The sequence below is a fragment of the Sorangium sp. So ce321 genome, assembly GCF_051530195.1.
Taxonomy (GTDB): domain Bacteria; phylum Myxococcota_A; class Polyangia; order Polyangiales; family Polyangiaceae; genus Sorangium.
Genome location: NZ_CP150329.1, coordinates 8,321,925 through 8,343,718 on the forward strand (window position 1 = coordinate 8,321,925; position 21,794 = coordinate 8,343,718).

Consider the following 21,794-nt stretch of genomic DNA (forward strand, 5'->3'; position numbering starts at 1 on the left):
CCTGCACGCGGCTTCAGTCGTGCGGCTGGTTCACGTACGGGTCGCTCCCCGCCGCCGCGTAGCCCGCCACGGACTGGCTGCTCGAGTCGACGACGAGGTTGCAGGGGCTCTTGAGGGTCGCGTTCGAGTTGAACACCTGCACCGCCTTGATGTCGGGGAACCGCTTCAGGGCGTCGACGACGCCGCGCATCCACGCGCCCTTGCGGTTCGGGTCGGCCGGGTCCTCGTGGCTGGAGAACTCGCTGAGGATGTACGGCTTCGAGCCGTGCCAGGCCATCTGCGCCGGCTCGTGCATCCAGTCGTAGTGGCTCGCGAACGTCGTCGCGGGGTCCTTCCATGCCCCGTTGTTGCACACGTAGAAGTTGTACGGATCGTACCCGAGCCAGTCGATGTAGCTGTCTCCCGGGTAGAGGCCGGGGAGCCGGCTGCGCGTGCCGCTCCAGCCCATCGGGGTCCAGACCCACACGACGTTGGTCACGCCCGCCGCGCGGAACCGGTCGATGATGCGCCGGTACGCAGCGACGTAGTCGGCGTCCGGGCCGTCCTCGGCGTGAACCGCGGTGTTGTCCATCTCGTGATCGAAGGAGATCATGAGCTTGCCTGGCGCGTTCTTCGCGCGCTGCGCGGCGGCGTCGATGACGGCGTCCTGCGAGCCGTTCGCGATCGCCGTCCACGTGACGTTCTGGCCCGCGGAGTAGCGGCGCGTCTCCCACGACAGGTGGAGGATGCGCCCCTCGTTCATCTGGGCTGTCTCGTGCACGTCGGGGAAGACACCGTTATCGGTGGTGCCCCAGTCGTGGTAGCGGTACACGATGTCGACCTTGCGGCCGACCTTCTCCTCGAATCTCTCCATCGCGAGCTTCCAGTTCCAGCCCGCGGACCCCGCCGGGGTGTAAGCGCCCCACCAGGCGCCCTCCCTCGGAACGAGCTTGTCCGACACGACGGGCTCGCCTCCGGTGGGCGTGCCGTCGTCCGCGGACGCGACGTCGATCCAGACGATCGAGGCGACGAGCGAGCCTTGCCCTGCGGTGTTCTGGAAGACGAGCTCGGTCCGGAGCCGGTCGCCGTTCGCCACCGACAGGCCGCTGAACGTATCGCTCAGGTTCTGCTGGCTCGCGGACAGAGCGCGCGCCGGGCCGGTGCCGATCAGGGTATCGCCGTCGTAGAGCGCGACACGGACGGTCCCGGCGCCGCTGTTGATGGCCCAGGCCTGGTAGTTGACGACGACCTGGCTCGCGCCGCCCGCCGGGGCGCCCGAGTAGCCGAGCGTCAGCGACGCTGTCGCGGCCCCGGGCGCGCTCCGCGCGAACGTGCTGCCGCCGTCGCTCGCGGCGAACGAGGTGCCGTCGTCGACCAGCGCGTAGATGGGCGCCGTGCCGCCGCCACCCCAGATCTTGGTCAGCGCGACGTCGCTCGTCGGCAGAAGGCTCACCGCCGCCGCGACGGGGGACGCTTGCTGATCCGGGCGTTCGGAGCCGGCGAGATCTTCCGAGCCGCAAGCGGCGACGAGGACGGGCGCGGCGGACAGGAGGAGTCGTTTACTGAACAAGGCAAAGCGGGTCCGAGAAGTCATCATGGGAGTAGAGAAAGCACACATGAATCGAAGGGCAAGACTTTCATCGAATTTCACGCCTTCTGCAGCCACGCTGCACGCATTAACCTCAACAGCGTGTCTTGTGCAACATCGCGAGATCGCTTCCTTTTTTGCAGCGCACCGAGCGACACGCGCGCTGGATTGTGAAGTAGTGTCACGAACCGGAGAAGAGTTGTAATCCGGCGGCGAGCGCCGCGCCCGCGGTCATCTCATCCACTGTCCGTTGCCTGTCGCCCGTTGCCTGTCGCCCGTCGCCGGGCGCGCGGTCAGCAGCTCAGCGGGTACAGCTCAGCGGGTGATCTCCCACAGCAGCTCCAGCAGGTCTTCCACCGCGACCCGCCGGGCTTCCCAGGGCGAGGCGACCACGACGGCGCTCGTCCGCCTCGCCGCGTCCCTGGCGAGCTCCGCCTGCCGCCGCGCGCGCTCCGCGTCCTCGGCCTGTCGCAGCCGCGCGCTCGCGGCGCCGCCGGACTCGGCGAACAGGAGGAGCTGCGGGAGCTCGCCCCGGTCGAGCCAGGTGCCGTGTTCCCTGCAGATGTCGACGATGATGCCGCTCCTTCCGGCGAAGTTCTTGCGGTTCATCCGCTGGCCGCAGGCCGGGCAGCGGACGTAGCGCACGCGGACGTCGACGTGCTCGGGGCGCCGCGGCGGCCTCGGCGCGCTCTTGCCGTAGCTCTCGCGGCGCTCCAGGAGGTCGCGCAGCAACGCGTGCTCGACGAGCTGGCCGCCGCATCGGCCGCAGTCGCGCAGCAGGCCTGTCGGGGCGCGGAACGCCGACATGGGCTCGTCGCACTCGAGGCAGCGGAGCGCGTCGGGCTCCGCGATCGGCTCCAGGCCGAGCTCGTGCTCGCAGCCGGCGCACCGCTCCGCGTCGTGCGGGTTCAGCTGATAGCAGCCGCCGCAGCGCACGGTGGCGAGCGGCCCCGGGCAACCGGGGTAACAGCGCCCCTGATCGTCGATAGCGAGGCCGCAGAGCGGGCACGGGGTGCCACCGTCGCGCATCCCCTGAATCTAGAGGAAGCTCACACCCGCGAGAAGCTGTGTGGCAGGCCCCCTCGCGCGGGAGCCGGCGTGGTCCTGCATGTCGTCACGGTACGTCGGCTCAGCGCAGCCTGGCGTGTCGGATCATGGGACGGGAGCTCCTGGAGCCGGCGCCCGGCACTGGGCTGGGGCGGCTCAACCGCTTCCCGAGCTCCTCGTGGAGATATCCCACCGCGACATCCTCGTCGTGGAACACCAGGACGTTGTCGTTGTTCTCCTCACGCAGGAGCCGGTTCACCTGCAAGGCGCCGACGGCGGTCCGCACCACGATGGCGACGGCGGCGAACTCCTGGACGAGCATGCTGCGGGTGCGCATCGTCGCGGCCTCGAACGACGGGTCGTTGTTCATGAGAGGCCGGCGGAGGTCGATGAGGTGACCGAGCCGCCCGCGATCGAGCGACTCGTAGACCTGGAGCGCCTCGGTGTGGACCCGGATGAACTCGTCGGGCGACGGATACGGGAGCTCGGAACGGGTGCTGCGGACCATCGAGAGCTCCTGCTCGTACGTGACCGTCAGGTGCTCGTTCTGCAGCAGGACCGCCATGCCCAGGACAGGATAGCGAGCCGGCGGCGACCTCGCACTGAAAAGCTCTGGCGATCTCAGGGCCGCGCTGGGGTAAGTCCTAATGTCCGTAGGGAAGAACCGGAGCGCTGCTGCCAGCTGGTGATCCGGCGCGCATTCTGGAACGAGCAGTCCAGAACGCGCAGGTGCCGCGGGCTCGCGCGCTCTGGCCGCGCATCCGCGCATTCTGGAACGAGCAGTCCAGAACGCGCAGGTGCCGCGGGCTCGCGCGCTCTGGCCGCGCATCCGCGCATTCTGGAACGAGCAGTCCAGAACGCGCAGGTGCCGAGCGTCCGCACAGGGGGTGGATGGCCGCAGACGAGCCGTTCACGTTGCCTACTGGCGGTGGGGAGCACCAGCCTACCACACCGTGGTCAAGCTGCAGCGCGTCGAGGTCCACCGCACGGCAACGTCGAGCCATGCGAGCTCATCATTGCCTCACGGTCTCTGACCGGAACGGTCATGTCGAGCGCTCGAATGACACGCTGCGATCACCCATTGAGCCCTGAGAGGCAATCGACGGCGCGGCCGCTCACTCGAACCGCAGCGCCTCCACCGGGTCGAGCCGCGCCGCGCGACGCGCCGGCCCCACGCCGAACGTGATCCCGATGAGGATCGACACCCCGAGCGCCAGCCCGACGGCATACGGCGGCACGATGGTCGCCCACTCCCCGAAGCGCGACAGCGCCACCGCCGCCCCGTACCCGAGGCCCACGCCGGCCACGCCGCCCGCGAGCGACACCACCACGGCCTCCACGAGGAACTGCCGCATGATGTCCCGGCGGCGCGCCCCCACCGCCATGCGCACGCCGATCTCGCGGGTGCGCTCCCGGACGGAGACCAGCATGATGTTCATGATCCCGATGCCGCCGACGATCAGCGACACCGCCGCCACGCTGCCGAGCAGCGTCGTGAAGGTGCCCGTGATCTGCCCCATCGTCGCCAGCATCTCCGCCTGCGATCGCACCTCGAAATCGCTCGGCTGATCCGCGCGCAGCCGGTGGCGCAGGCGGAGCAGCTGCTCGAGCTGCGCGATCACCGTGTCCGATCGGTCCTCGCTCGCGAGCTGCAGCGAGATCGTCGACAGGTGGTCCTGCCCGAACAGCACCGACCGGTGCGTCGACATCGGCACGAACACCCCGTCGTCCGGCGAGCCCATGCCAGAGCCCTTCTCCGCGAGCACCCCGACCACCCGGAACGCGCTCCCGTTGATCTGGAGCCGCGTGCCGAGCGGCGACGCGCTCACGTGGACCCCGTAGAGCTGCCGGGCGACGTTCGCCCCGAGGATGACCACGCGCGCGCGCTGCTGCTCGTCGAGGTCGGAGAACGGGACGCCGCTCCCCATCGACAGCGAGCGGACCTCCAGGTACGCCGGCGTGATCCCGGTCACGGACGCGTTCAGGTTGCTCGCCATGTACCGGAGCTGCGCGCTGCCGCTCCGCTCCGGCGCGACCGCCGCCACGCCGTCGAGCGCCTTCAGCGCGTCGGCGTCGTCCTCGGTCAGCGTCTTGACCGTGCCGGAGCGGACCCCGCTCGTCGACGCCGACCCCGGGCGCACCATGAGCAGGTTGGCGCCGAGCGACCGGATCCGCCCCTCGACGCTGCTGCGCGCGCCCTCCCCGATGCCGAGCACCGCGACGACCGCGGCCGTCCCGATGATCATGCCCAGCATCGTGAGGAGCGTGCGCAGGCGGTTCGAGGCGAGCGAGCGCCACGCGCTCTTCGCGGTCTCCTTGATCAGCATGTCGCCTCCATCTCGCTCGCGTGGAACGCCGCCACCACGGCGCTCGCCGGGCCGTCGGCCACGATGCGGCCGTCCTTCATGTGGATGGCGCGCGCGAGCGACCGCGCCACGCCGAGGTCGTGGGTCACCATGACGAGCGTCGTCCCGTCCGCGTTCAGCGACAGCAGGAGCTCCAGCACGTCGCGCCCCGTCCGGCTGTCGAGCGCGCCCGTCGGCTCGTCGCACAGCAGCATCGACGGCCGCGTCACGATCGCCCGCGCGATCGCGACGCGCTGCCGCTGCCCGCCGGAGAGCTCGGTCGGCAGGTGCTTCGCGCGCGCGGCGAGCCCCACGCGCGCGAGCGCGCTCTCCGCGAGGGCGCGGCTGTCCTTGACCGCCCCGTAGAGCAGCGGCAGCTCCACGTTCTCCGCCGCCGTCATCCGCGGCAGCAGGTTGAAGCTCTGGAACACGAACCCGATGTGGCGGTTCCTGAGCGCCGCGAGCTCGTCGTCGTCGAGCTCCGCCACGTCGCGCCCCCCGAGCCGGTACGTGCCCTCCGTCGGCCGGTCGAGGCACCCGAGGATGTTCAGCAGGCTCGACTTCCCGCACCCCGACGGCCCGATGATCGCGACCGACTCGCCGCGGCGCACCTCGAAGCCGATCCGGTCGACCGCCCGCACCGCGAGGTCCTCGCGATCGGCGTGGTAGACCTTGGACAGGCCGCTGACGAAGACGGGGACGTCCATCTCAGCGCCCTCCCGCCGGCCGAGCGCCCATGCCCATGCCCATCCCGCGCATCGGGTTCTGGCCGCCGCCCTGGCGCTGCCCTTGCCCCTGCGGGCCGCCCGGCGCGCTCACGACGGGCGCGCTCGCGAGGACGTCGTCGCCCTCGCTCAGGCCCTCGGTCACGACCATCTGCGAGCCGTCCGTGGCCCCGGTCTGGATCGGCCGCTCCTCGCCGTTCGCGAGCCGCACGAACCGCCGCTTGCCCGCCGACTGCACGGCGAGGAGCGGCACGAGCAGCACGTCCTTCTGCTCCGCGGTCACGATCTCCACGTCCGCGCTCATCCCCGACCGGAGCAGCGACGCCTCCTTGTCGTTGACGACGATCTCGACGTCGAAGGTCACGACGCTCGAGGTCTCCTTGCCGAGCGGGCTCACGCGGTCGACGACGCCCTGGAACACCCGGTCCCCGTAGGCGTCGACGCGGATCTCGACCCGCTGCCCCGGGGCGACGCGGCCGATCTGCGCCTCGTCGATCGCGCCGACGATGCGCAGGTTCGACAGGTCGGCGAGCGTCATCACGGCGCTGCCGCCGCTCACGTTGGTGAGCGCCGACGAGACGAGCGTCCCCTTCTCCACCGCCACGTCGAGCACCGTGCCGGCGATCGGCGCGTAGATCTGCGTCTCCTTCAGGCGCGTCTCCGCGTCCTGCACCGCGAGCTCGGCCGCCTTGAGCTGCGCCTGGGACGAGCTCAGCTGCGCCCGCCGCAGCGTGATGTTCGCGCCCGCGACCTTCGTCGAGTGCGCCGCCGTGCGGGCGGCGTCGGTCGACCCGAGGCCCATCTCGGCGCTCTTCTCGGCGACCTCCTGGGTCGTCTGGCTGTTATTGCGCTCGAGCTCGGCGACCGCGACCGACGCCTGCGCCGCGGCGAGCTCGGCCTTCACCCGGTCGCGCGCCACGCGCGCCTCGGCGAGGTCGCGCTCCGCGTCCGTCGGGTCGAGGCGGACGAGCAGCTGGCCCGCGTCGACCGTGTCGCCCTCCTTCACGAGCACCTCGATGACCTGCCCCGGGGCGCGCGACTTCACCTCGACCTGGACGTCGGGCTCGATCTTCCCGGACGCCGCGGCGGTCTCGGTCAGGCTCCCGCGCCGGATCTCGACGGTGGGGCCGGCCGGGGTCTTCGCGGGCTCCTTGTACCAGGCGTACCCGCCGATCGCGAAGCTCGCCACGGCCGCCGCGGCCACGCCGGACATCAGGTAGCGTTTCTTGTTCCTGTTCATGACGACCTCCTGGAGAGCACCGAAGCGAAGCGTTCGAGCAGCGCGCCCGTGGCGTGCTCGAGCTGGAAGCGCGACGTGAGCTCTGTCACCGCGGCGCGCAGCCTGCGGAGCTCCGCCTCGCGAAGCGTCTGCTCCGCCTGCACCACGTCCGAGGACGTCGCGATCCCGAGCTGGAGCCGCTGCCGCTCCGCCTCCGCGAGCTCGCCGGCCGTGCGCGCCGTCTCCGCGGCGAGCGCGACCTGATCGGCGGCGGCCTCGAGGCTCACCCGCAGCGCGCTGATCTCGGCCGCGATCGCCTCGGCGCGCGCCTGGTACCGGGCCTCCGCGGCCGCGAGCTGCGTGCGCGCGCGGGCCGCGTCGGCGGACGCCCGGCCGCCGCCGAACGGCAGCTCGACATCGACCCCGCCCAGCACGCTGAACGCGGGCCGCCCGCCCGGCAGCGCGAGCCCCGACAGGGCGTCGTTCTCCCACAGCGTGCCCACGGAGGCGGTCGCGAACACGTCGAGCCGGACCTGGTCCGCGTCCTCCGCGGCGCCCACCCGCGCGCGCGTCGCGTCGAGGTCGGCGCGCAGGGCCGCGAGCTCCCGCGACCGCTCGCTGGCCGCGCGCACGAGCACGGCGGCCGCCGGCAGGGCCCCGAGCGACGGCGGCGCGCCGGTCGCGGCGAGCGACGCCGCGCGCGCCGGGTCCATGCCGAGCGCGCGCCCGAGCGCGATGGCCCGGGACGCGCGCGTCGCGCGGGCCTGCGAGAGCGCGTCCGCGATCGACGCGGCCGCGGTCGAGAACTGCAGCACGTCCACCCGCGTGCCGGTGCCGAGGGTCTCGGCGCGCGCCTTCGCGTCGGCGAGCAGCCGCTGCGCGGCCGCGAGCGCCTGCTCCTGCACGCCGATCGCCTGCTCCGCGTACCAGAGCTCCCAGTACGCCCCGAGCACGTCGAGCGCCGTCTGGCTCGCCGCGAGCTCGCGGTCCAGCTCGGCGGCGACCGCCGACGCCTGGGCCTGCGCGATCGGCGCGAGGACCGCGTCGGTCCCGGCCCCGCGGAGCAGCGGCTGCCGCGCGGAGACGTACGCCTCGGCCTTGTAGCTCGGCCCGGTGGTCCGGTCCGTGAGCGAGCGCCACGACGTGTCCGCCGACGCGCCGACCTCGAGGCCCGTCCCTATATCGGTCGTGTACCGGAGCGCCGCGTTGGACGCGACGGTCGTGCTGCCCGAGCGGGAGAGCCCAGTCTCCCCGTCAGCGAAGGCCTCCGTGTACTTTCCGGTCACCGAGGCCGAGAGCGTGGGCCTGCGGGCGCCTTGCTCGGCGGCCACGGCCTGCCGCGCGGCGGTGGCCTCGAGCAGGGCCGCGCGGAGGGTCGGGTTCTGGGAGGCTGCGCGGCCGACCGCCTCCTCGGCGGTGAGCGTCTCGGCGCGCGCCGCGCTGCTCAGCGTGCACGTGGCGATGACCGCGAGGGACGCCAGCCACGGCAGGGGAACGGAGCGAGTGAGCGTCATGCACCGCAAGCTAGAGGGCAGTGTCTCAAGAGGTGTCCGGTTCGTGTAAAGATTCGTCAAGAGCCTTTTGACCAGGCCTTACACGGCGCCGCGCCGGCCGCGCTACAGTCCCCTTCATGGCCGATCCGCCCCAGATCCTGGTCATCGACGACGACGCCGAGCTCTGCGAGCTCCTGGCCGAGCTCCTCGGTCAGGAGGGCTATGCGGTCGAGAGCGCGCGCGAGGCGATCTCTGGCCTCGCGCGCGCTCAGGAGAAGCAGTTCACGCTCGTGGTGCTCGACGTGATGTTGCCCGGGCTCAACGGCTTCGAGGTCCTCACGCGGCTCCGGCAGAGCTCGCGGGTCCCTGTCCTGATGCTCACCGCGCGGGGCGAGGACGTCGACCGCATCGTCGGCCTCGAGATGGGGGCCGACGACTACCTGCCGAAGCCGTTCAACCCGCGCGAGCTCGTCGCCCGCGTGCGCGCGCTCCACCGCCGCGCCGCGCACGCGGGCGCGGCGGCGCCGTCGATGCGCGCCGCGGAGGCGCCGCAGGTGCTCACGGTCGACGACCTCGAGGTGGCGCCGGCGGCGCGGCGCGTCCGCGTCCGCGGCGAGGACATCAAGCTCACGACGGCCGAGTACGACCTGCTCGAGGTCCTGGTCCGGCAGGCGGGGACGGTCGTCTCGCGCGAGGACCTCGCGCGGCGCGTCCTCGGCCGCCGGCTCGCGGCGTACGACCGCGGCATCGACATGCACGTCTCGAACCTCCGCCGCAAGCTCGGGCCCGGGCCGGGCGGCGGCGAGCGCATCAAGACGGTCCGCAACGCCGGCTACATCCTGGCCCGGGAGCGCCCGTGAGGCGCCTTCTGCTGGGAGGGCGCTCGCGGCGCTCGCGGACCGCTGCTGGCGCGGAGGGCGCCCCTGGAGCGCGGAGGGCGCCCGCGAACCGCCGCTTGCTCGGAGGGCGCCCGTGAAGAGCCTCTTCCTGCGCCTCCTGGTCTCGCTGTGGCTCGCGATGGCGCTCCTGGTCGGCCTGTTCGCGGTGATCCACGGCTGGGCGTTCTCCGCGGAGCCAAGCGCGCTGCGCCGCCGCCTGAGCACGCGCTCCGTCGAGCTCCGGGCCGAGAGCGCGCTCGCCTGCTCGCGGGACGGGCTCGCCGGCTGCGAGCGGAGCCTCGCGCCGCTCGACCCGCGCGACCAGCGCGTCGCCGTCTACCGCTCCGGCGCGCTCGTGAGCGGCGAGCCCATCGAGGGCGCGGCCGGCATCGAGGACAGGGCGAGGCGCATGGGCGACGGCATCGCCGTCGATGTCGGCGAGCGGGAGCTCGTCGCCGTCGTCCTGCGCCGCGACCCCTCCTTCGCCGCGGTCGCGACGGGCCCGGTCCGGTCGCCGTGGGTGTTCTTCCTCATGCCGGAGACCTTGCCGCAGCGGCTGCTCGCGATCGTCGGCGTGACCGGGCTCGTGGCGGTGCTCCTCGCGCGCTACCTGTCCCGTCCGATCCGCGTCCTGCGCGGCGCCACGCAGCGGATGGCCTCGGGCGACCTCTCGGTCCGCGTCGCGCAGCAGCTCGCGGGCGCCGACGGCGAGACGCTGGCGCTCGGGCGCGACATGGACCGGATGGCCGAGCGCATCCAGGAGCTGCTCGAGACGCAGCGCCGGCTGCTCCGCGACGTCTCGCACGAGCTCCGGTCGCCGCTCGCGCGGCTCAACATCGCGCTGGAGCTCGTCCGCCGTCGCTCGCCGCCGGACGTGGAGCCGGCGTTCGACCGGATCGAGCGGGAGACGGAGCGGCTCAACGGGATGATCGGCGAGCTGCTCACGCTGAGCCGTCTCGAGTCGGGTCGGGGCATGGAGCGCACCGAGCGGGTGGATCTGACGGCGCTGGTGGAGCAGCTGGTCGAGGACGCCGCGTTCGAGGCCGAGCAGCAGGGCTGCTCGGTCGAGCTGGGGGCGCGCGACGCGTGCTCGCTGGACGGCAATGGGGAGCTGCTCCGGCGGGCCATCGAGAACGTCGTGCGCAACGCGGTGCGCTTCACCGAGCCTGGCACCGCGGTCCGCGTCGATCTCGAGTGCGCCGGCGGCCTCGCCGAGGTGCGCGTCCGCGACCGCGGGCCGGGCGTGCCAGAGGGGGCGCTCGTGGACATCTTCAAGCCGTTCTACCGGGTCGACGACCACCGGGCGCGCGGCGCGGGCGGCACGGGGATCGGGCTGGCGATCACCCAGCGGGCGGTGCTGCTGCACGGCGGCGAGGTCGAGGCCAGCAACGCGGACGGCGGCGGCCTCGTCGTCGCGCTGCGCCTGCCGGCGGTCGCGGAGGACTGAGGGGCTTCAGGAGCGCCGGAGCCGGCCGGCTCGATCCCGGATCGACCCGCGCTCCTCCCGAGGCTGGCCGTCGTGATCCCGGATCGACCCGCCCCGTCCCGAAGCGCCTCCGCCGCGTCGTGACCTCTCGGCGTGCGCTTCCAGGCCGCGCCTTCCGGTCCCGTACCGGCCCGTGCCCGCCTCCCGAGGAGGCGCCGCCACGTCGCGACCTCTCCGCGCAGGCTTCGAGGGCCGCCCGCTTCGGTCGCGCGTCCGCCCGGCCCCCTCCGGAGCCCGCTCCGCCACGTCGCGACCTCCCCAGGCCGGCCTCCAAGGCCGCCCCTCTCGATCCCGGATCGACCCGCCCTCCTCTCGAGGCCGTTTCGGCACGTCGCGACCTCTCCACACGCACGTTCGATGGGCACTCCGCCGATCGTGGACACTCCGCCATGCCTGCAAGAGTGCAGCTCATGGCATCAGGACGCACGAAACCCACGCAGCGCCCGTCTTGACGCACAACGCAACAGGACTTCCCTTACCCGCTCACGCGCAATGCCAGTTCCGGCATTGCCCGCTTCACCCCACTCAGGAGGTGTCTTTCATGCTGAAGCATCTGAATCTCGACGAGATGGTCGCGCTCCTCTCCCCGTGGGTCGACGACCCGAAGCAGCGCAAGGTGTGCCTGTCGATCCCCGAGATCGCGGCGCTCCACCCGAGGGTCGTGGAGGCGCACGAGGCGGTGCTCGCGGTGCAGCCGAGCAGAGGCGGCGCGTCGTCGAAGATGCGCGCGCTCATCGGCAAGAGCAACGAGGTCGACCGGTGTCACGACCACCTCGCCAGGGCCGTGACGCGCGATCGCCCCCGGGGCTCACCGTCCTGGCCTCTCGGCGCGAGACGCGGTAGGAGGGCGCCATGCTCAAGCACAACAGCTACTTCAACGGCGACGTCCAGAGCCTCGGCTTCGAGCGCCACGGGCGCCGGCAGACGATGGGCGTCATCGACATCGGCGAGTTTCATTTCTCGACCGAGTCGCCGGAGCGCATGACCGTCGTCGCGGGCGAGCTCGCGATCCGCTTCGACGGCTCGCCGGAGTGGCGCGTGTACCCGGCGGGGACATCGTTCGAGGTGCCGGCCAAGAGCGGCTTCGACGTCAAGGCCTCGCAGCCGGCCGGGTACTTCTGCGAGTTCCTCTGAGCGCGCACCTCTGAGCGCCCAGACGAGCGCAGGCGCCTCGCACCTCCCTCAGCGCTCCTGTCCGCCGTCCGCGGCGGCCCTCCCCTCCAGCCGCCTCGGGCCCTGACGGCTCCAGGCGGCCAGCGTCACACCATCACAACAGCGCGGGCAGCCTCGCGAGGTCGTCGAGCTCCGGCGCGCGGCCGCGGAGACCGTACTCATCCGGATCGCCGGCGCGGTTCACGCGGAAGGCGCGATATCCGCAGGCGAGCGCTCCCTGCGTATCCCACGCATTCGCGGAGATGAAGGCCATCGCCGCAGCGGGGTGGCCGAAGCGACGCTCGGGCAAGCGGTAGACCAGCGGGTGCGGCTTGAAGACGCCGATCGCCTCCACGCTCAGCACGTCGTCGAGCAGATCGGCGATGCCCGCCGCGGCGACCGCGGCCCCCAGCATGCCCGGCTCCCCGTTGGAGAGGATCGCTGTCGCGAGGCCGCGGCCGCGGAGCGCGCCCAGCACGGCCGGCACCTCGGGGTATGCGGGGCAGGCCCGGTAAGCGTCGAGCAGCGCCGCGCGCAGGCCGGGATCGGAGAGGCCGTGCCTCGCCAAGACCCAGTCGAGCGCGTCCTCCGTACACCGCCAGAAGTCGCGGTGATGAGCGGGCCCGGTCAGGCTGCGCACCCAGGTGTACTCGAGCTGCTTCGCCCGCCAGTCGGCAGAGAACCGGCGCCAGTGCGGGCCGATGCGCTCGGACCGCGCCAGCACGGGGGCGTGCACGTCGAGCAACGTGCCGTAAGCGTCGAAGATGGCGGCCCGGATGTCAGGCATGTCCTGGTTACCTCTCTGGCTTCCGGAGCGGTGGTCAGACGAGAACGAGATGGACCGCCACGCGCGCCGAGCAAGAGAAAGTGAGCCACTCTAGTTCTATTCTCTTCTGGCTCTCTCTTGCCTCTGTCTTCCCCCCTGTCGCCCGGGCGGCTGCTCCGCGCGCTGGCCTATCCCGCCAGCCACCTTCGCTCCAGCTCGAGCGTCGCCACGTTGTCCGGCACGTTGCCGAGGAATTTCCCGCGCCACACCGGATCGCTGATCCTCCTCGCCCGGTCGAGCAGGCTCTCCCGCGCCGAGGCGATCGCCAGCGTAGCCTCCCGCCGGTGGCCGCACGCGGAGAGCGCCTCGGCGTGCGTGAGGCGCACCAGCGACTCGCCCGCCTCGGCGCCCACCGAGTCGAGCAGGCAGTACGCCTCCGTCGTGGCCGCCAGCGCGTCCACCGCCTGCCCCGCGTCGAGCAGCGCCCGCCCGAGGACGGCGTACGCGAAGGCGCGGAGCGGCGGCGCGCCGTACAGGATCGCGACCGCCTCGCGGGCCTCGCGCTCGGCGCCCCCGAGGTCGCCCGACAGGAGCAGGATCCTCGCGAGGCACGTCCGCGCCGCGCCCTCCCGGCGCGCGTCGCCCAGGCCCTGGGACGTCGCGATCGCCTCCTCCTCCGTCTGCCGCGCCTCCTCGACGAGGCCCCGCTGCGCGAGCACCGGACCCAGGTTGAGCAGCGCCCCGAGCCGCGCGTCCGACAGCCCCATCCGCTCCGCGTCCGCGAGCGACGCGCGCAGCGCCGCCTCGGCGCCCTCGAAGTCGCCGAGCTCCGCGTAGCACGACCCCAGGTTGTTCCGCGTCCAGCAGGCGTTGCGCCGGTCGCCGGCCTGCTCGAACGCCGCGAGCGCGGCCTCGAAGCCCGCAAGGCAGGCGCCGGGATCGCCGGCCGCTATCGCCCGGTACGCGCGCGCCTCGTGGAGCCGCGCCAGCACCTCGACCTCCTGCTCGGTCTCCTCGGCGTCCTGCTCGATCGCGTCGAGCAGCTCATCCGCGAGCTGGTAGCGCCCGCCGAAGACGAGGCGCCCGGCGCCCGCGCACAGGCACACGCTGCGCGCGGGGCGCGCCGACCGCCGCGCCTCGGTGCTCTGCGCGACGCGCAGCAGGCGCTCGACCTGATCGTGGTTGTTGCGCTTCGAGGCCGCGAGGATCATGTGCGTGAGCGCCGAGAACCACGGCGCCGACCCGGGCGAGAGCCGCTCCAGGGCCTCCATCCCCCGCCGCTCCGCCAGCGCGAACTCGCCGCGCCAGAGGTGCGCCTCCGCCTGGCAGAGCCGCAGCGCCCCCGCCGTGGCCTTCGGGGCGCCGCGCGCGATGCCGCGCTCCACCCGCTCGATCGCCGCGCCGAGGTCGCTCCCGAGCAGCGCCTGCTCGGCCGCGCGCAGCGTCCACGTCGCCGCCCGCGCCGGCTCGCCGCCGCGCTCGAAGTGCTCGGCGAGCGCCATCGGGTCCGCCGCGCCCATCCGCTCGAGCCACTCGCCCGCGAGCCGGTGGCCGAGCCGGCGGTCGTGGTCGGTCAGCATCCCGTACGCCGCCTCGCGCACGAGCGCGTGCCGGAACCGGTACTCGACCGCGTCCGAGGCGCCCTCCGCGGCGCGCCGCACGATGAGCTCCCGCGCCTCGAGCTCGGCGAGCAGCGGCTCGACCTCCGCCCGGCCGACCAGCGCGGCGACCCCGCTCCGCGAGAAGGTCTCGCCGAAGACCGCCCCGGCGCGCAGGACCCGGCGCGCCCCGCCGTCGAGCGCGTCGAGCTCCGCCTGCACCATCGCCAGCACCGTCTCCGGCAGGTCCGCGCCCTTGCCGGCCGCCGCCGCGCGGATCTGCTCCTCCAGGTAGAAGGCGTTGCCGTCCGCGCGCTCCACGAGCGTCGCCACGAGCTCCGGGCTCTCGCGGTCGCCGAGCACCTGGCGCACGAGCCGCTCGCTCGACCGGCGCGAGAGCCCGGCGAGGCGGAGCTTGTGGCCGCGCCGCTCGTCCCACAGCTTCGGGAAGAGCTCGTGCACCTCGGGGCGCCCGAGCGCCATCACCATGAACGGCCGGTCCTTCAGGTTCCGGAGCGCGCCGTCGACCATCGTGACCGTGGGCAGGTCGCCCCAGTGCAGGTCCTCGAGCACGAGCAGGACCGGCTGCACCGCGCACTCGGCGCGCAGGAAGTCCTCCCAGGCAAGGCGCAGCTGATCGCCCATGAGCATCGGGTTCCGCCGCGCCGCCCGGAGCTGGACGTCGTCGTCCGGGAACGGCGCGCCGACGAGCTCGCCGAGGAACGTCGCCACGCGCGCCGCGTCGAGCGCCGCGTGCCGCTCGACCCGCGCCCGCACCTTGCGCCGCCGCTCCTCGATCGAATCGGCGTCCGAGAGGCCGATCGCCCGCCGGAGCGCGTGCGCGAGCAGCCCGAACGCCGAGCCGGCGCTCATCGGATCCACCTGCCCGAGCCACACCTCGACCGGCGCGCCCTCCTCCCGGACGCCGCGGATGAGCTCGTGGCGGAGCCGCGACTTGCCGATGCCCGCCGGGCCCGTCACGAGCACGACGCTCGGGGTCGACTCCTCGACGCAGCGGGCGAGCTCGTCGCGGATGAGCGACAGCTCGCGCTCGCGCCCGACGCACGACGTCGCCTTGCCGAGCAGCTGGGGCGCCGACTCCGGCTCCTCGCGCGCGCCGAGGAGCCAGCGGCCTGTCTCGTCGGCGGTGATCTCGAACCGCGGCCCGAGCAGCCCCGCCGTCACCTCGTCGATGCGGATCGCCGCCGCGCGGGACGGGGAGCGGCTCTCGGGGAGCAGCTGGACCACGCGGTCGATCAGGTCGCCGATCGGCATGCGCGAGGCGATCTCCGCCCTGCCCGTGACGACCGCGACCGGCGCGCCGCCGAGGAGCGCCTGCACGGCGAGCGCGCAGCGGGCCGCCCGGGCCGCGAGGTCGGTCGTCGCGCCGGCGCCGGAGAGCACGACCAGCGGCAGCCGCGCCTCGACGAGCTCTAGCTGGCCCCTGTAGCGCGCCGCCGTGGCCGCGAGCGCCTGCGCGCGCTCCTGCTCGTCGACCTCGGGGAGGGCCGGCTCGGCCGCGGCGAGGGCGAGCCCGTTGCGCGCGAGGACGAGGCACATCACCTTGCGCTCGCCGGTCGTGAGCTCCGGCGGGCGGATGGACGGGGCCGGCGGGCGGACGGAGAGCGCCGCGGGGTCCATGAGCGCGGCGAGCTCGGCCGCGACCGCGTTGCCGTCGCTGGGCCGCCCCTCGGGCGACTTCGACAGCATCCGCGTGACGAGGTCGTCGAGCGCCTCGGACACGTCGTCGCGGAGCCACCGGAGCGACGGCGGCTCCTCGATCAGCACCTTGACGAGCACGGCGAGCCCGCGCGCGCCGCGGAAGGGCGCGCGCCCGGACACGCACTTGTAGAGCAGGCAGCCGAGCGCGAAGACGTCGGCGCGCGCGTCGACCTGCGCCTCGCCGCGGGCCTGCTCCGGGGCCATGTAGCCGGGGGTGCCGAGGATGGCGCCCGGCATGGTGAGCTGCTGGTCGAGGCCGGACATCCGGACCACGCCGAAGTCGATGAGCGTGATGCGGTCGATGGTGCCGTCGACGAGCAGCAGGTTGCTCGGCTTCAGGTCGCGGTGGACGACGCCGAGCCGGTGCACGGACCCGAGGGTGGTCGCGACGCGCCGGGCGAGCTTGATGCTCTCATCGAGCGTGAACGCCTGCCGGGCGAGGCGCTGGGAGAGGGTCTCGCCGGTGAGCCACTCCATGGCGAGGTAGGGGTGGCCAGTGTCCGTGGAGCCGTGCGCGATGTAACGCACCACCCCCGGCACCCGCAGGCTGGCGAGCGCCTGCGCCTCGCGCGCGAGGCGGCTCGAGTCCTGGGAGGCGGCGTTCTGGAGGACCTTGAGGGCGACGGTATCACCGGTCCTGAGGTCGTAGGCGCGGAAGACGTGGCCCATCCCGCCGGCGCCCGCGAGCTCCACGATCTCGAACCGGCCGTCGATGACGTTTCCCGCGCGCATTGCCCCTGCCGCTGCTCCCCGCAGACCGCCGTCCGTCCTGTGTGGGAGCTACGCGAAGTTCATGTGGATGGCCAGCGGTTCGGGGTAGCAGGCGTGTCACCGGAGCGGGCGCGGCGAGGCCTCCGCGTCCCTCATGCAATCACCGCCGATTACCGCGCTTCAGTTTGCATCGTCACCAAAGAGTGCGTCCCTGGGCAACTCCAGAGCGTCGAAGGGCTCGCCAAAGCTCGATCCACGCGGCCGGCCGCGGCGCCCGCGCCGGCCGCGGCGACGCGCCGGCATTCGCCGGCTGTCCCTCGGAGCGCGCCGGCGGCTCCTCCGCGGGCTCGATCGGCCCCGCACGCGGCATACGCGAGCGGCCGCGGCGGCGGCCTCCCGCAGCGCTCGGCGCCGCCTGCCGCGGCGGGCCTCGCCGAGCCGGCAGCGCTCGCCTCGCCCGGCTCGACGCGGGTCGCTGCGCCGCATTTCGTCCAGACGGCCTCGAGCGTGGAGCAGGCGGGCGATGCGAAGTGGCAGGTGTAGGCGCAGGCCTCTTCTTCGCGTCGCCCGGTGCGCGGCGCTTCCGCTGTCGCGCCCGCGTGATAAATGAGCTTGTCTGGGGACTGGGGGGAGGCGACCGGAACGCGCTGGACCCCTTTTTGTCAAGCGAAGGAGGCCGCTCTTGTCAATCGTGCCCGGAACCGTCCTGCTCCAGCGCTACCGCGTGGTGCGTCATCTCCGCCGCGAAGGCCTCGGCGAAGTGTTCAGCGCCGAGGACGCGAGCACCGGCCGCCGCGTCGCGGTGAAGGTGCTCGGCGAGCCTCCGGCGCGCGTGGACACGGGGAGCGTGCTCGGCGCGCCCGAGCGCATGACCACCGCGGAGGCCGCGGCGCGCTTCCGGCGCGAGGCCGCGGCGTGCGATCGGCTGCAAGGCCCGCACACGCTGCCGTCGATCGGCGGCGGCGCGGACCCGAAGCACGGCCCCTTCATCGTGTTCGAGCTGCGCGAGGGCGAGCTCCTCGGCGACCGCATCGCCCGGCAAGGGGCGATCCCGTTCGGCGACCTGCACCCGCTGGTCGAGCAGCTCTGGCTGGCGATCGCGGAGCTCCACGAGATTGGCCTCATCCACCGCGACATCAGCGCCGCGAACGCGCTCATCGACCGGGCCCCTGACGGCGAGCGGCTGACGCTGCTCGACCTCGGCTCGTGCAAGCTCCCGCCCGCGCTCTGCGACGAGGAGCTGACCGTGGCGGGCCGCTGTCTCGGCGACCCGCGGTACGCGCCGCCGGAGCAGCTCATGAAGGGTAAGGCGGTGGATCACCGGGCCGACATCTATGCGGCCATGACGGTGGTCTTTCAGGCGCTCACCGGTGAGCTCCCCTACGCCGCCCGCAACCTGATGATGCTCGCCGACCTCAAGACGAGGACGGCGCCGCGCCGCCTCGGCAACCTGATGCCCCCGCCGGTCGATCGACAGGTCGAGGTGTTCGTGAACCGGGGTCTGGCCCACAGCCCGGACCGCCGCTTCGCGAACATCGCCGAGGTGATCGACGGCTGGCGGGCGCTGCGCCCCGCCTCCTGAACGCCGCGGCAGCTCCTGCACGGCGCACCGCCGCTGAAGCCTGGGCACCTCGAGGCGCCCAATCCGTGGCAATCGGCTGGCACTAAAAGGAATGCAGCGCGAAGGCGCCGCCGGCTCTCCCTCTCGCCGCCTTCCGCCTTGCTCGCTCGGATTCTCCGTCAGACCGGACATGGCCCCGTCGAGAGCCACCCTCACCGGCAGATCCGCTGGTGAAGGCGGGGAGACCGCTGGGCTTTTGCCCCCGCTTCCCCGTCCTCCTGCTCGAACCGGGCCACCGCCGCTCCGCCTGAGACCGCCGCGCTGTCGGCGGGCCTGATAGAGACGCCGGAATCGCTCCTGGTCCCGCGCGCCCCACCGCCTCGCGAGGGGCCGCGGGCGCACGCGCTTGCGTGCCGCCACCCGCTCCCGCGCGCCTGACGAGCCCGGCTCCGGCGATGTTTCACGGGCGTTGCCCCGGCGTTACGGGGCGGGCTCCCCCGCATCGACTCCGTTCTACCGGCAGCCACGGTGAGCCATTGCGACAGCGACCCTATTTTTCTCGTCCACGTTCCATCATTCGACACAGCACAGGCCGTTTGCTCTGCCGCGCGGGCGCGGGCGCCCAGGGGTGCTTTGCCCGATCGAGCCGCCCTGTCCCAGATCACGTTACGATTCTGCGTCCCTCGTCATCACGAGATCAGTCCGGGCCTTATCGACTGGTGTCCTGACGAGGAACACGCATCTTCAGTCCAGAAACCGCATCTCACAGGATTGCAGAGCGTGAGCACGCATGTTAATCCGGGTTCGTTGGCTCGTCGTCGCGCCCTCTTGCGCGGCGCCAGGGCAACCGGAGCGACGTGCTGCTCCCCTGCCTACCCGCGCGCCTCTCGCACGACGCGAGGCCTCTCTCGGCCTCCGAGCGACGTTGCGGTGTACCTCGGGACCGGCTCATTCCGGGCCGGCACGTCTTCCGGGATCTCTCACCCCTTGCCGCCACCACGTTATGACGACACCTACCTACCGCTATGTCTTCCTGGGACTCTCCATCACGTCTTCGTGGGGCAACGGCCACGCCACGACGTACAGGGCGCTCCTGCGGGCGCTCGCGTCGCGCGGCCACCACGTGCTCTTCCTGGAGCGGAGCCTCTCCATCTATGACCAGCACCGCGACCTGCCCAACCCGCCTTATGGCAAGACCGAGCAGTACTCGAGCATTGCCGAGCTGCGCGATCGGTTCTCACGCGCGGTGCGCGAAGCAGATCTCGTGATCGTCGGCTCCTTCGTCCCTGAAGGGGCGACCGTCGGAGCGTGGATCACGGAGGAGGCCCGCGGCAAGGCCGCGTTCTACGATCTCGACACGCCGGTCACGCTGGGGCGGCTGGCGCACGGGGATCACGCGTACCTCACGCCGGCGCTGATCCCGCGGTACGACCTCTACCTGTCGGCGACGGGGGGCCCGACGCTGGAGCGGCTGGAGCGCGGCCACGGCGCCGTGCGGGCGCGGGCGCTCTACTGCGCGGCCGACACCGACGTCTACCATCCCCAGCCGGCGCCGATGCGCTGGGACCTCGGCTATCTCGGCACGTACAGCGACGACCGGCAGGCGTCGGTCGAGCGGCTCCTGCTCGAGCCGGCGCGGCGCATGCGCCGCGGGCGCTTCGCGGTGGCGGGCGCGCAGTACCCGTCGTCGCTCGCCTGGCCCGAGAACGTCTCGCGGACGGAGCACCTGCCGCCGGACGAGCACCGCATCTTCTACAACGCCCAGCGCTTCACGCTGAACCTGACCCGCCGGGCGATGGTCGAGTCCGGGTGGTCGCCGAGCGCGCGCCTGTTCGAGGCGGCCGCGTGCGGGACCCCGGTCCTGAGCGACACATGGCCCGGGATCGAGACGTTCTTCCAGCCCAACGAGGAGATCCTCCTCGTCCGCTCGCCCGAGGACGTGCTCCGGAAGCTGCGGGAAATGAAGGAGGACAAGCGCCTCACGATCGGCCAGCGGGCGCGGCAGCGCGTCTTCGCCGAGCACACGGCGATGCACCGGGCCGAGGCGTTCGAGCGCTACACCCGCGAGGTGCTCGACGCCGCGAGCCGGGCGCGGGCGCGCCGCGAGCGCGACGGGCAGATCGCGACGGCGCACGTGGAGACCCAGAGCGGCTGACGCCTCGGCGTCGGCCTGGGCCTCGCCTTCGGACCCGGCGCGCGCGCGGCCTGCCCGCGCCGCGCTCCTGCTCCCTTGCCGCTCGGGTCGGCGCGCATTACCACGACGGAGGTGCGCTCCACCCCGCTTCACCCTGTCGCCCGCCTGCCTGAAGAATGGTCGGCCTCGCTGGCTTCCCGCGGAGAGCGGGCGTTCACGGCGAAGCAGGTGTTCCACTGGATCCACCGCCGCGGCATCCTCGATCCGGCGGCCATGACGAACCTCCCGGCGCGGCTGCGCGAGCACCTCGCCGCGGAGGGGCTCGGCGAGGTGCTGACGCCCGAGCGGGTCCATCGCTCCGAGGACGGCACGCGCAAGCTGCTCCTGCGCCTCCGCGACGGCGCGACCATCGAGACCGTCCTGCTGCCCTCGGTGTCGGGCCCCGGCTCGCAGGCGCAGCTCGACGCCGACGCGGCGGCGAGCGACGACGACGAGGACGACGACGCGGCCGACGCGGGCGCGGCGCCGCGCGTCCGCGTCACCCAGTGCATCTCCACGCAGGTCGGCTGCGCCATGGGGTGCGGCTTCTGCGCGAGCGGCGTGGCGGGGCTCAAGCGCCACCTCGGGGCCGAGGAGATCGCGGGCCAGGTGCTCCTCGGGCGGGCGATGCTCGAGGAGGGCGAGGAGCTCCGCAACGTCGTCTACATGGGCATGGGCGAGCCGCTCCACAACTACGAGGCGACCGCGCGCTCCCTGCGGCTGCTCACGCACCCGGAGGGGATCAACCTGTCGACGCGACGGGTCACGGTGTCCACGTCGGGCCTCGTCCCGGAGATCGCGCGGCTCGGCGCCGATTTCGGCGGGCAGATCGCGCTGGCGATCTCGCTGCACGCCGCGGACGACGAGACGCGCTCGGCGCTGATGCCCATCAACCGCAAGTACCCGCTCGACGAGCTGCTCGCGGCGCTGCGCGCGTACCCGCTGCCGCGTCGCCGGCGGATCACCATCGAGTACACGCTCGTCGCCGGGCAGAACGACGATCCGGCCGAGGCGCGCCGGCTGGCGAAGCTCCTGCGCGGGCTCCCGGTGAAGATCAACCTCATCCCGATGAACCCGATCGAGGCGTCGTCGCTGGGCCCGCCCGGCCACGAGCGCGTGGCGGCGTTCCAGGAGGTGCTCACCCAGGCGGGGTACTCGTGCTTCGTGCGGCGCCGGCGCGGCGACGACGTCTCGGCGGCGTGCGGGCAGCTCGTGCTGCTCGGGGCCACGCCGAAGGTGCGGCGCGCGCTGGGCTGATCGCGCGGCACCAGGCTCAGCAGGCTGGGCGAGCGGGCGCTGGCGCGCGGCTCGGCGGGCTGGGCGAGCGGGCGCTGGCGCGAGGCCGCGCGGC

General features: G+C 73.0%; 15 protein-coding genes. 6 read left to right on the plus strand and 9 right to left on the minus strand.

Annotated features, from left to right (window positions below; all coding sequences use genetic code 11):
- Nucleotides 1–13: 13 nt before the first annotated feature.
- The 7 genes from WME89_RS30685 to WME89_RS30715 all read right to left on the minus strand — a co-directional run bounded on the left by WME89_RS30685 (nucleotide 14) and on the right by WME89_RS30715 (nucleotide 8,417).
- Nucleotides 14–1,549, minus strand: a complete 1,536-nt coding sequence (locus WME89_RS30685) for a glycoside hydrolase family 26 protein (RefSeq protein ID WP_438003231.1) — start codon at nucleotides 1,547–1,549, stop codon at nucleotides 14–16.
- A 333-nt stretch (nucleotides 1,550–1,882) separates the two neighbouring features.
- Entirely contained in the window at nucleotides 1,883–2,596 is a 714-nt protein-coding gene (locus tag WME89_RS30690) for a zf-TFIIB domain-containing protein (protein ID WP_438003232.1), read from the minus strand.
- A gap of 100 nt (nucleotides 2,597–2,696) precedes the next feature.
- Nucleotides 2,697–3,179 (minus strand): hypothetical protein, encoded by a 483-nt coding sequence (locus tag WME89_RS30695; RefSeq protein WP_438003233.1) that lies wholly within the window; start codon nucleotides 3,177–3,179, stop codon nucleotides 2,697–2,699.
- A 550-nt stretch (nucleotides 3,180–3,729) separates the two neighbouring features.
- Complete coding sequence (locus tag WME89_RS30700; RefSeq protein ID WP_438003234.1) at nucleotides 3,730–4,941, minus strand: ABC transporter permease; 1,212 nt, start codon at nucleotides 4,939–4,941, stop codon at nucleotides 3,730–3,732.
- Nucleotides 4,935–5,666: an ABC transporter ATP-binding protein gene (locus WME89_RS30705; protein ID WP_438003235.1), complete on the minus strand. Its 732-nt coding sequence runs from the start codon at nucleotides 5,664–5,666 to the stop codon at nucleotides 4,935–4,937. Before WME89_RS30705 ends, WME89_RS30700 begins: the two co-directional genes overlap by 7 nt.
- Nucleotide 5,667: 1 nt before the next feature.
- A complete protein-coding gene (locus WME89_RS30710) occupies nucleotides 5,668–6,924 on the minus strand; it encodes an efflux RND transporter periplasmic adaptor subunit (protein WP_438003236.1) in 1,257 nt (418 codons plus the stop codon).
- Nucleotides 6,921–8,417 carry a TolC family protein gene (locus WME89_RS30715; RefSeq protein ID WP_438003237.1) on the minus strand — a complete coding sequence of 499 codons (1,497 nt, stop codon included), beginning with the start codon at nucleotides 8,415–8,417 and terminating at the stop codon, nucleotides 6,921–6,923. Before WME89_RS30715 ends, WME89_RS30710 begins: the two co-directional genes overlap by 4 nt.
- 116 nt (nucleotides 8,418–8,533) lie before the next feature.
- Between WME89_RS30715 and WME89_RS30720 the strand changes: the two genes are divergently transcribed.
- The 3 genes from WME89_RS30720 to WME89_RS30730 all read left to right on the plus strand — a co-directional run bounded on the left by WME89_RS30720 (nucleotide 8,534) and on the right by WME89_RS30730 (nucleotide 11,894).
- Nucleotides 8,534–9,256 carry a response regulator transcription factor gene (locus WME89_RS30720; RefSeq protein ID WP_438003238.1) on the plus strand — a complete coding sequence of 241 codons (723 nt, stop codon included), beginning with the start codon at nucleotides 8,534–8,536 and terminating at the stop codon, nucleotides 9,254–9,256.
- A 112-nt stretch (nucleotides 9,257–9,368) separates the two neighbouring features.
- A complete protein-coding gene (locus WME89_RS30725; protein WP_438003239.1) occupies nucleotides 9,369–10,721 on the plus strand; it encodes an ATP-binding protein in 1,353 nt (450 codons plus the stop codon).
- Nucleotides 10,722–11,612: 891 nt separating this feature from the next.
- Nucleotides 11,613–11,894: a pyrimidine/purine nucleoside phosphorylase gene (locus WME89_RS30730; RefSeq protein ID WP_438003240.1), complete on the plus strand. Its 282-nt coding sequence runs from the start codon at nucleotides 11,613–11,615 to the stop codon at nucleotides 11,892–11,894.
- 133 nt (nucleotides 11,895–12,027) lie between these two features.
- On the opposite strand, the gene WME89_RS30735 is transcribed toward WME89_RS30730, so the two are convergent.
- Together WME89_RS30735 and WME89_RS30740 are read right to left on the minus strand one after the other, a co-directional pair.
- Complete coding sequence (locus tag WME89_RS30735) at nucleotides 12,028–12,699, minus strand: haloacid dehalogenase type II (RefSeq protein ID WP_438003241.1); 672 nt, start codon at nucleotides 12,697–12,699, stop codon at nucleotides 12,028–12,030.
- 167 nt (nucleotides 12,700–12,866) lie between these two features.
- On the minus strand, nucleotides 12,867–16,730 hold the full coding sequence (locus tag WME89_RS30740) for a serine/threonine-protein kinase (RefSeq protein ID WP_438003242.1): 3,864 nt from the start codon (nucleotides 16,728–16,730) through the stop codon (nucleotides 12,867–12,869).
- Nucleotides 16,731–17,400: 670 nt separating this feature from the next.
- Here WME89_RS30740 and WME89_RS30745 point away from each other — a divergent pair.
- From WME89_RS30745 to rlmN, 3 genes are all read left to right on the plus strand, one after another.
- Nucleotides 17,401–18,291, plus strand: coding sequence for a serine/threonine-protein kinase (locus tag WME89_RS30745; RefSeq protein WP_438011993.1), 891 nt, complete (start codon nucleotides 17,401–17,403; stop codon nucleotides 18,289–18,291).
- A 982-nt stretch (nucleotides 18,292–19,273) separates the two neighbouring features.
- Nucleotides 19,274–20,425 carry a CgeB family protein gene (locus WME89_RS30750; protein ID WP_438003243.1) on the plus strand — a complete coding sequence of 384 codons (1,152 nt, stop codon included), beginning with the start codon at nucleotides 19,274–19,276 and terminating at the stop codon, nucleotides 20,423–20,425.
- A 111-nt stretch (nucleotides 20,426–20,536) separates the two neighbouring features.
- A complete protein-coding gene (rlmN, locus tag WME89_RS30755; RefSeq protein ID WP_438003244.1) occupies nucleotides 20,537–21,700 on the plus strand; it encodes a 23S rRNA (adenine(2503)-C(2))-methyltransferase RlmN in 1,164 nt (387 codons plus the stop codon).
- Nucleotides 21,701–21,794 lie beyond the last annotated feature (94 nt).

Coding starts and splice junctions, on each gene's coding strand:
- WME89_RS30730 (WP_438003240.1), top strand. CDS start 11,613: ATGCTCAAGCACAACAGCTACTTCAACGGCGACGTCCAGAGCCTCGGC.
- WME89_RS30700 (WP_438003234.1), bottom strand. CDS start 4,941: ATGCTGATCAAGGAGACCGCGAAGAGCGCGTGGCGCTCGCTCGCCTCG.
- WME89_RS30715 (WP_438003237.1), bottom strand. CDS start 8,417: ATGACGCTCACTCGCTCCGTTCCCCTGCCGTGGCTGGCGTCCCTCGCG.
- WME89_RS30750 (WP_438003243.1), top strand. CDS start 19,274: ATGACGACACCTACCTACCGCTATGTCTTCCTGGGACTCTCCATCACG.
- WME89_RS30690 (WP_438003232.1), bottom strand. CDS start 2,596: ATGCGCGACGGTGGCACCCCGTGCCCGCTCTGCGGCCTCGCTATCGAC.
- WME89_RS30705 (WP_438003235.1), bottom strand. CDS start 5,666: ATGGACGTCCCCGTCTTCGTCAGCGGCCTGTCCAAGGTCTACCACGCC.
- WME89_RS30710 (WP_438003236.1), bottom strand. CDS start 6,924: ATGAACAGGAACAAGAAACGCTACCTGATGTCCGGCGTGGCCGCGGCG.
- WME89_RS30720 (WP_438003238.1), top strand. CDS start 8,534: ATGGCCGATCCGCCCCAGATCCTGGTCATCGACGACGACGCCGAGCTC.
- WME89_RS30740 (WP_438003242.1), bottom strand. CDS start 16,730: ATGCGCGCGGGAAACGTCATCGACGGCCGGTTCGAGATCGTGGAGCTC.
- WME89_RS30735 (WP_438003241.1), bottom strand. CDS start 12,699: ATGCCTGACATCCGGGCCGCCATCTTCGACGCTTACGGCACGTTGCTC.
- WME89_RS30695 (WP_438003233.1), bottom strand. CDS start 3,179: ATGGCGGTCCTGCTGCAGAACGAGCACCTGACGGTCACGTACGAGCAG.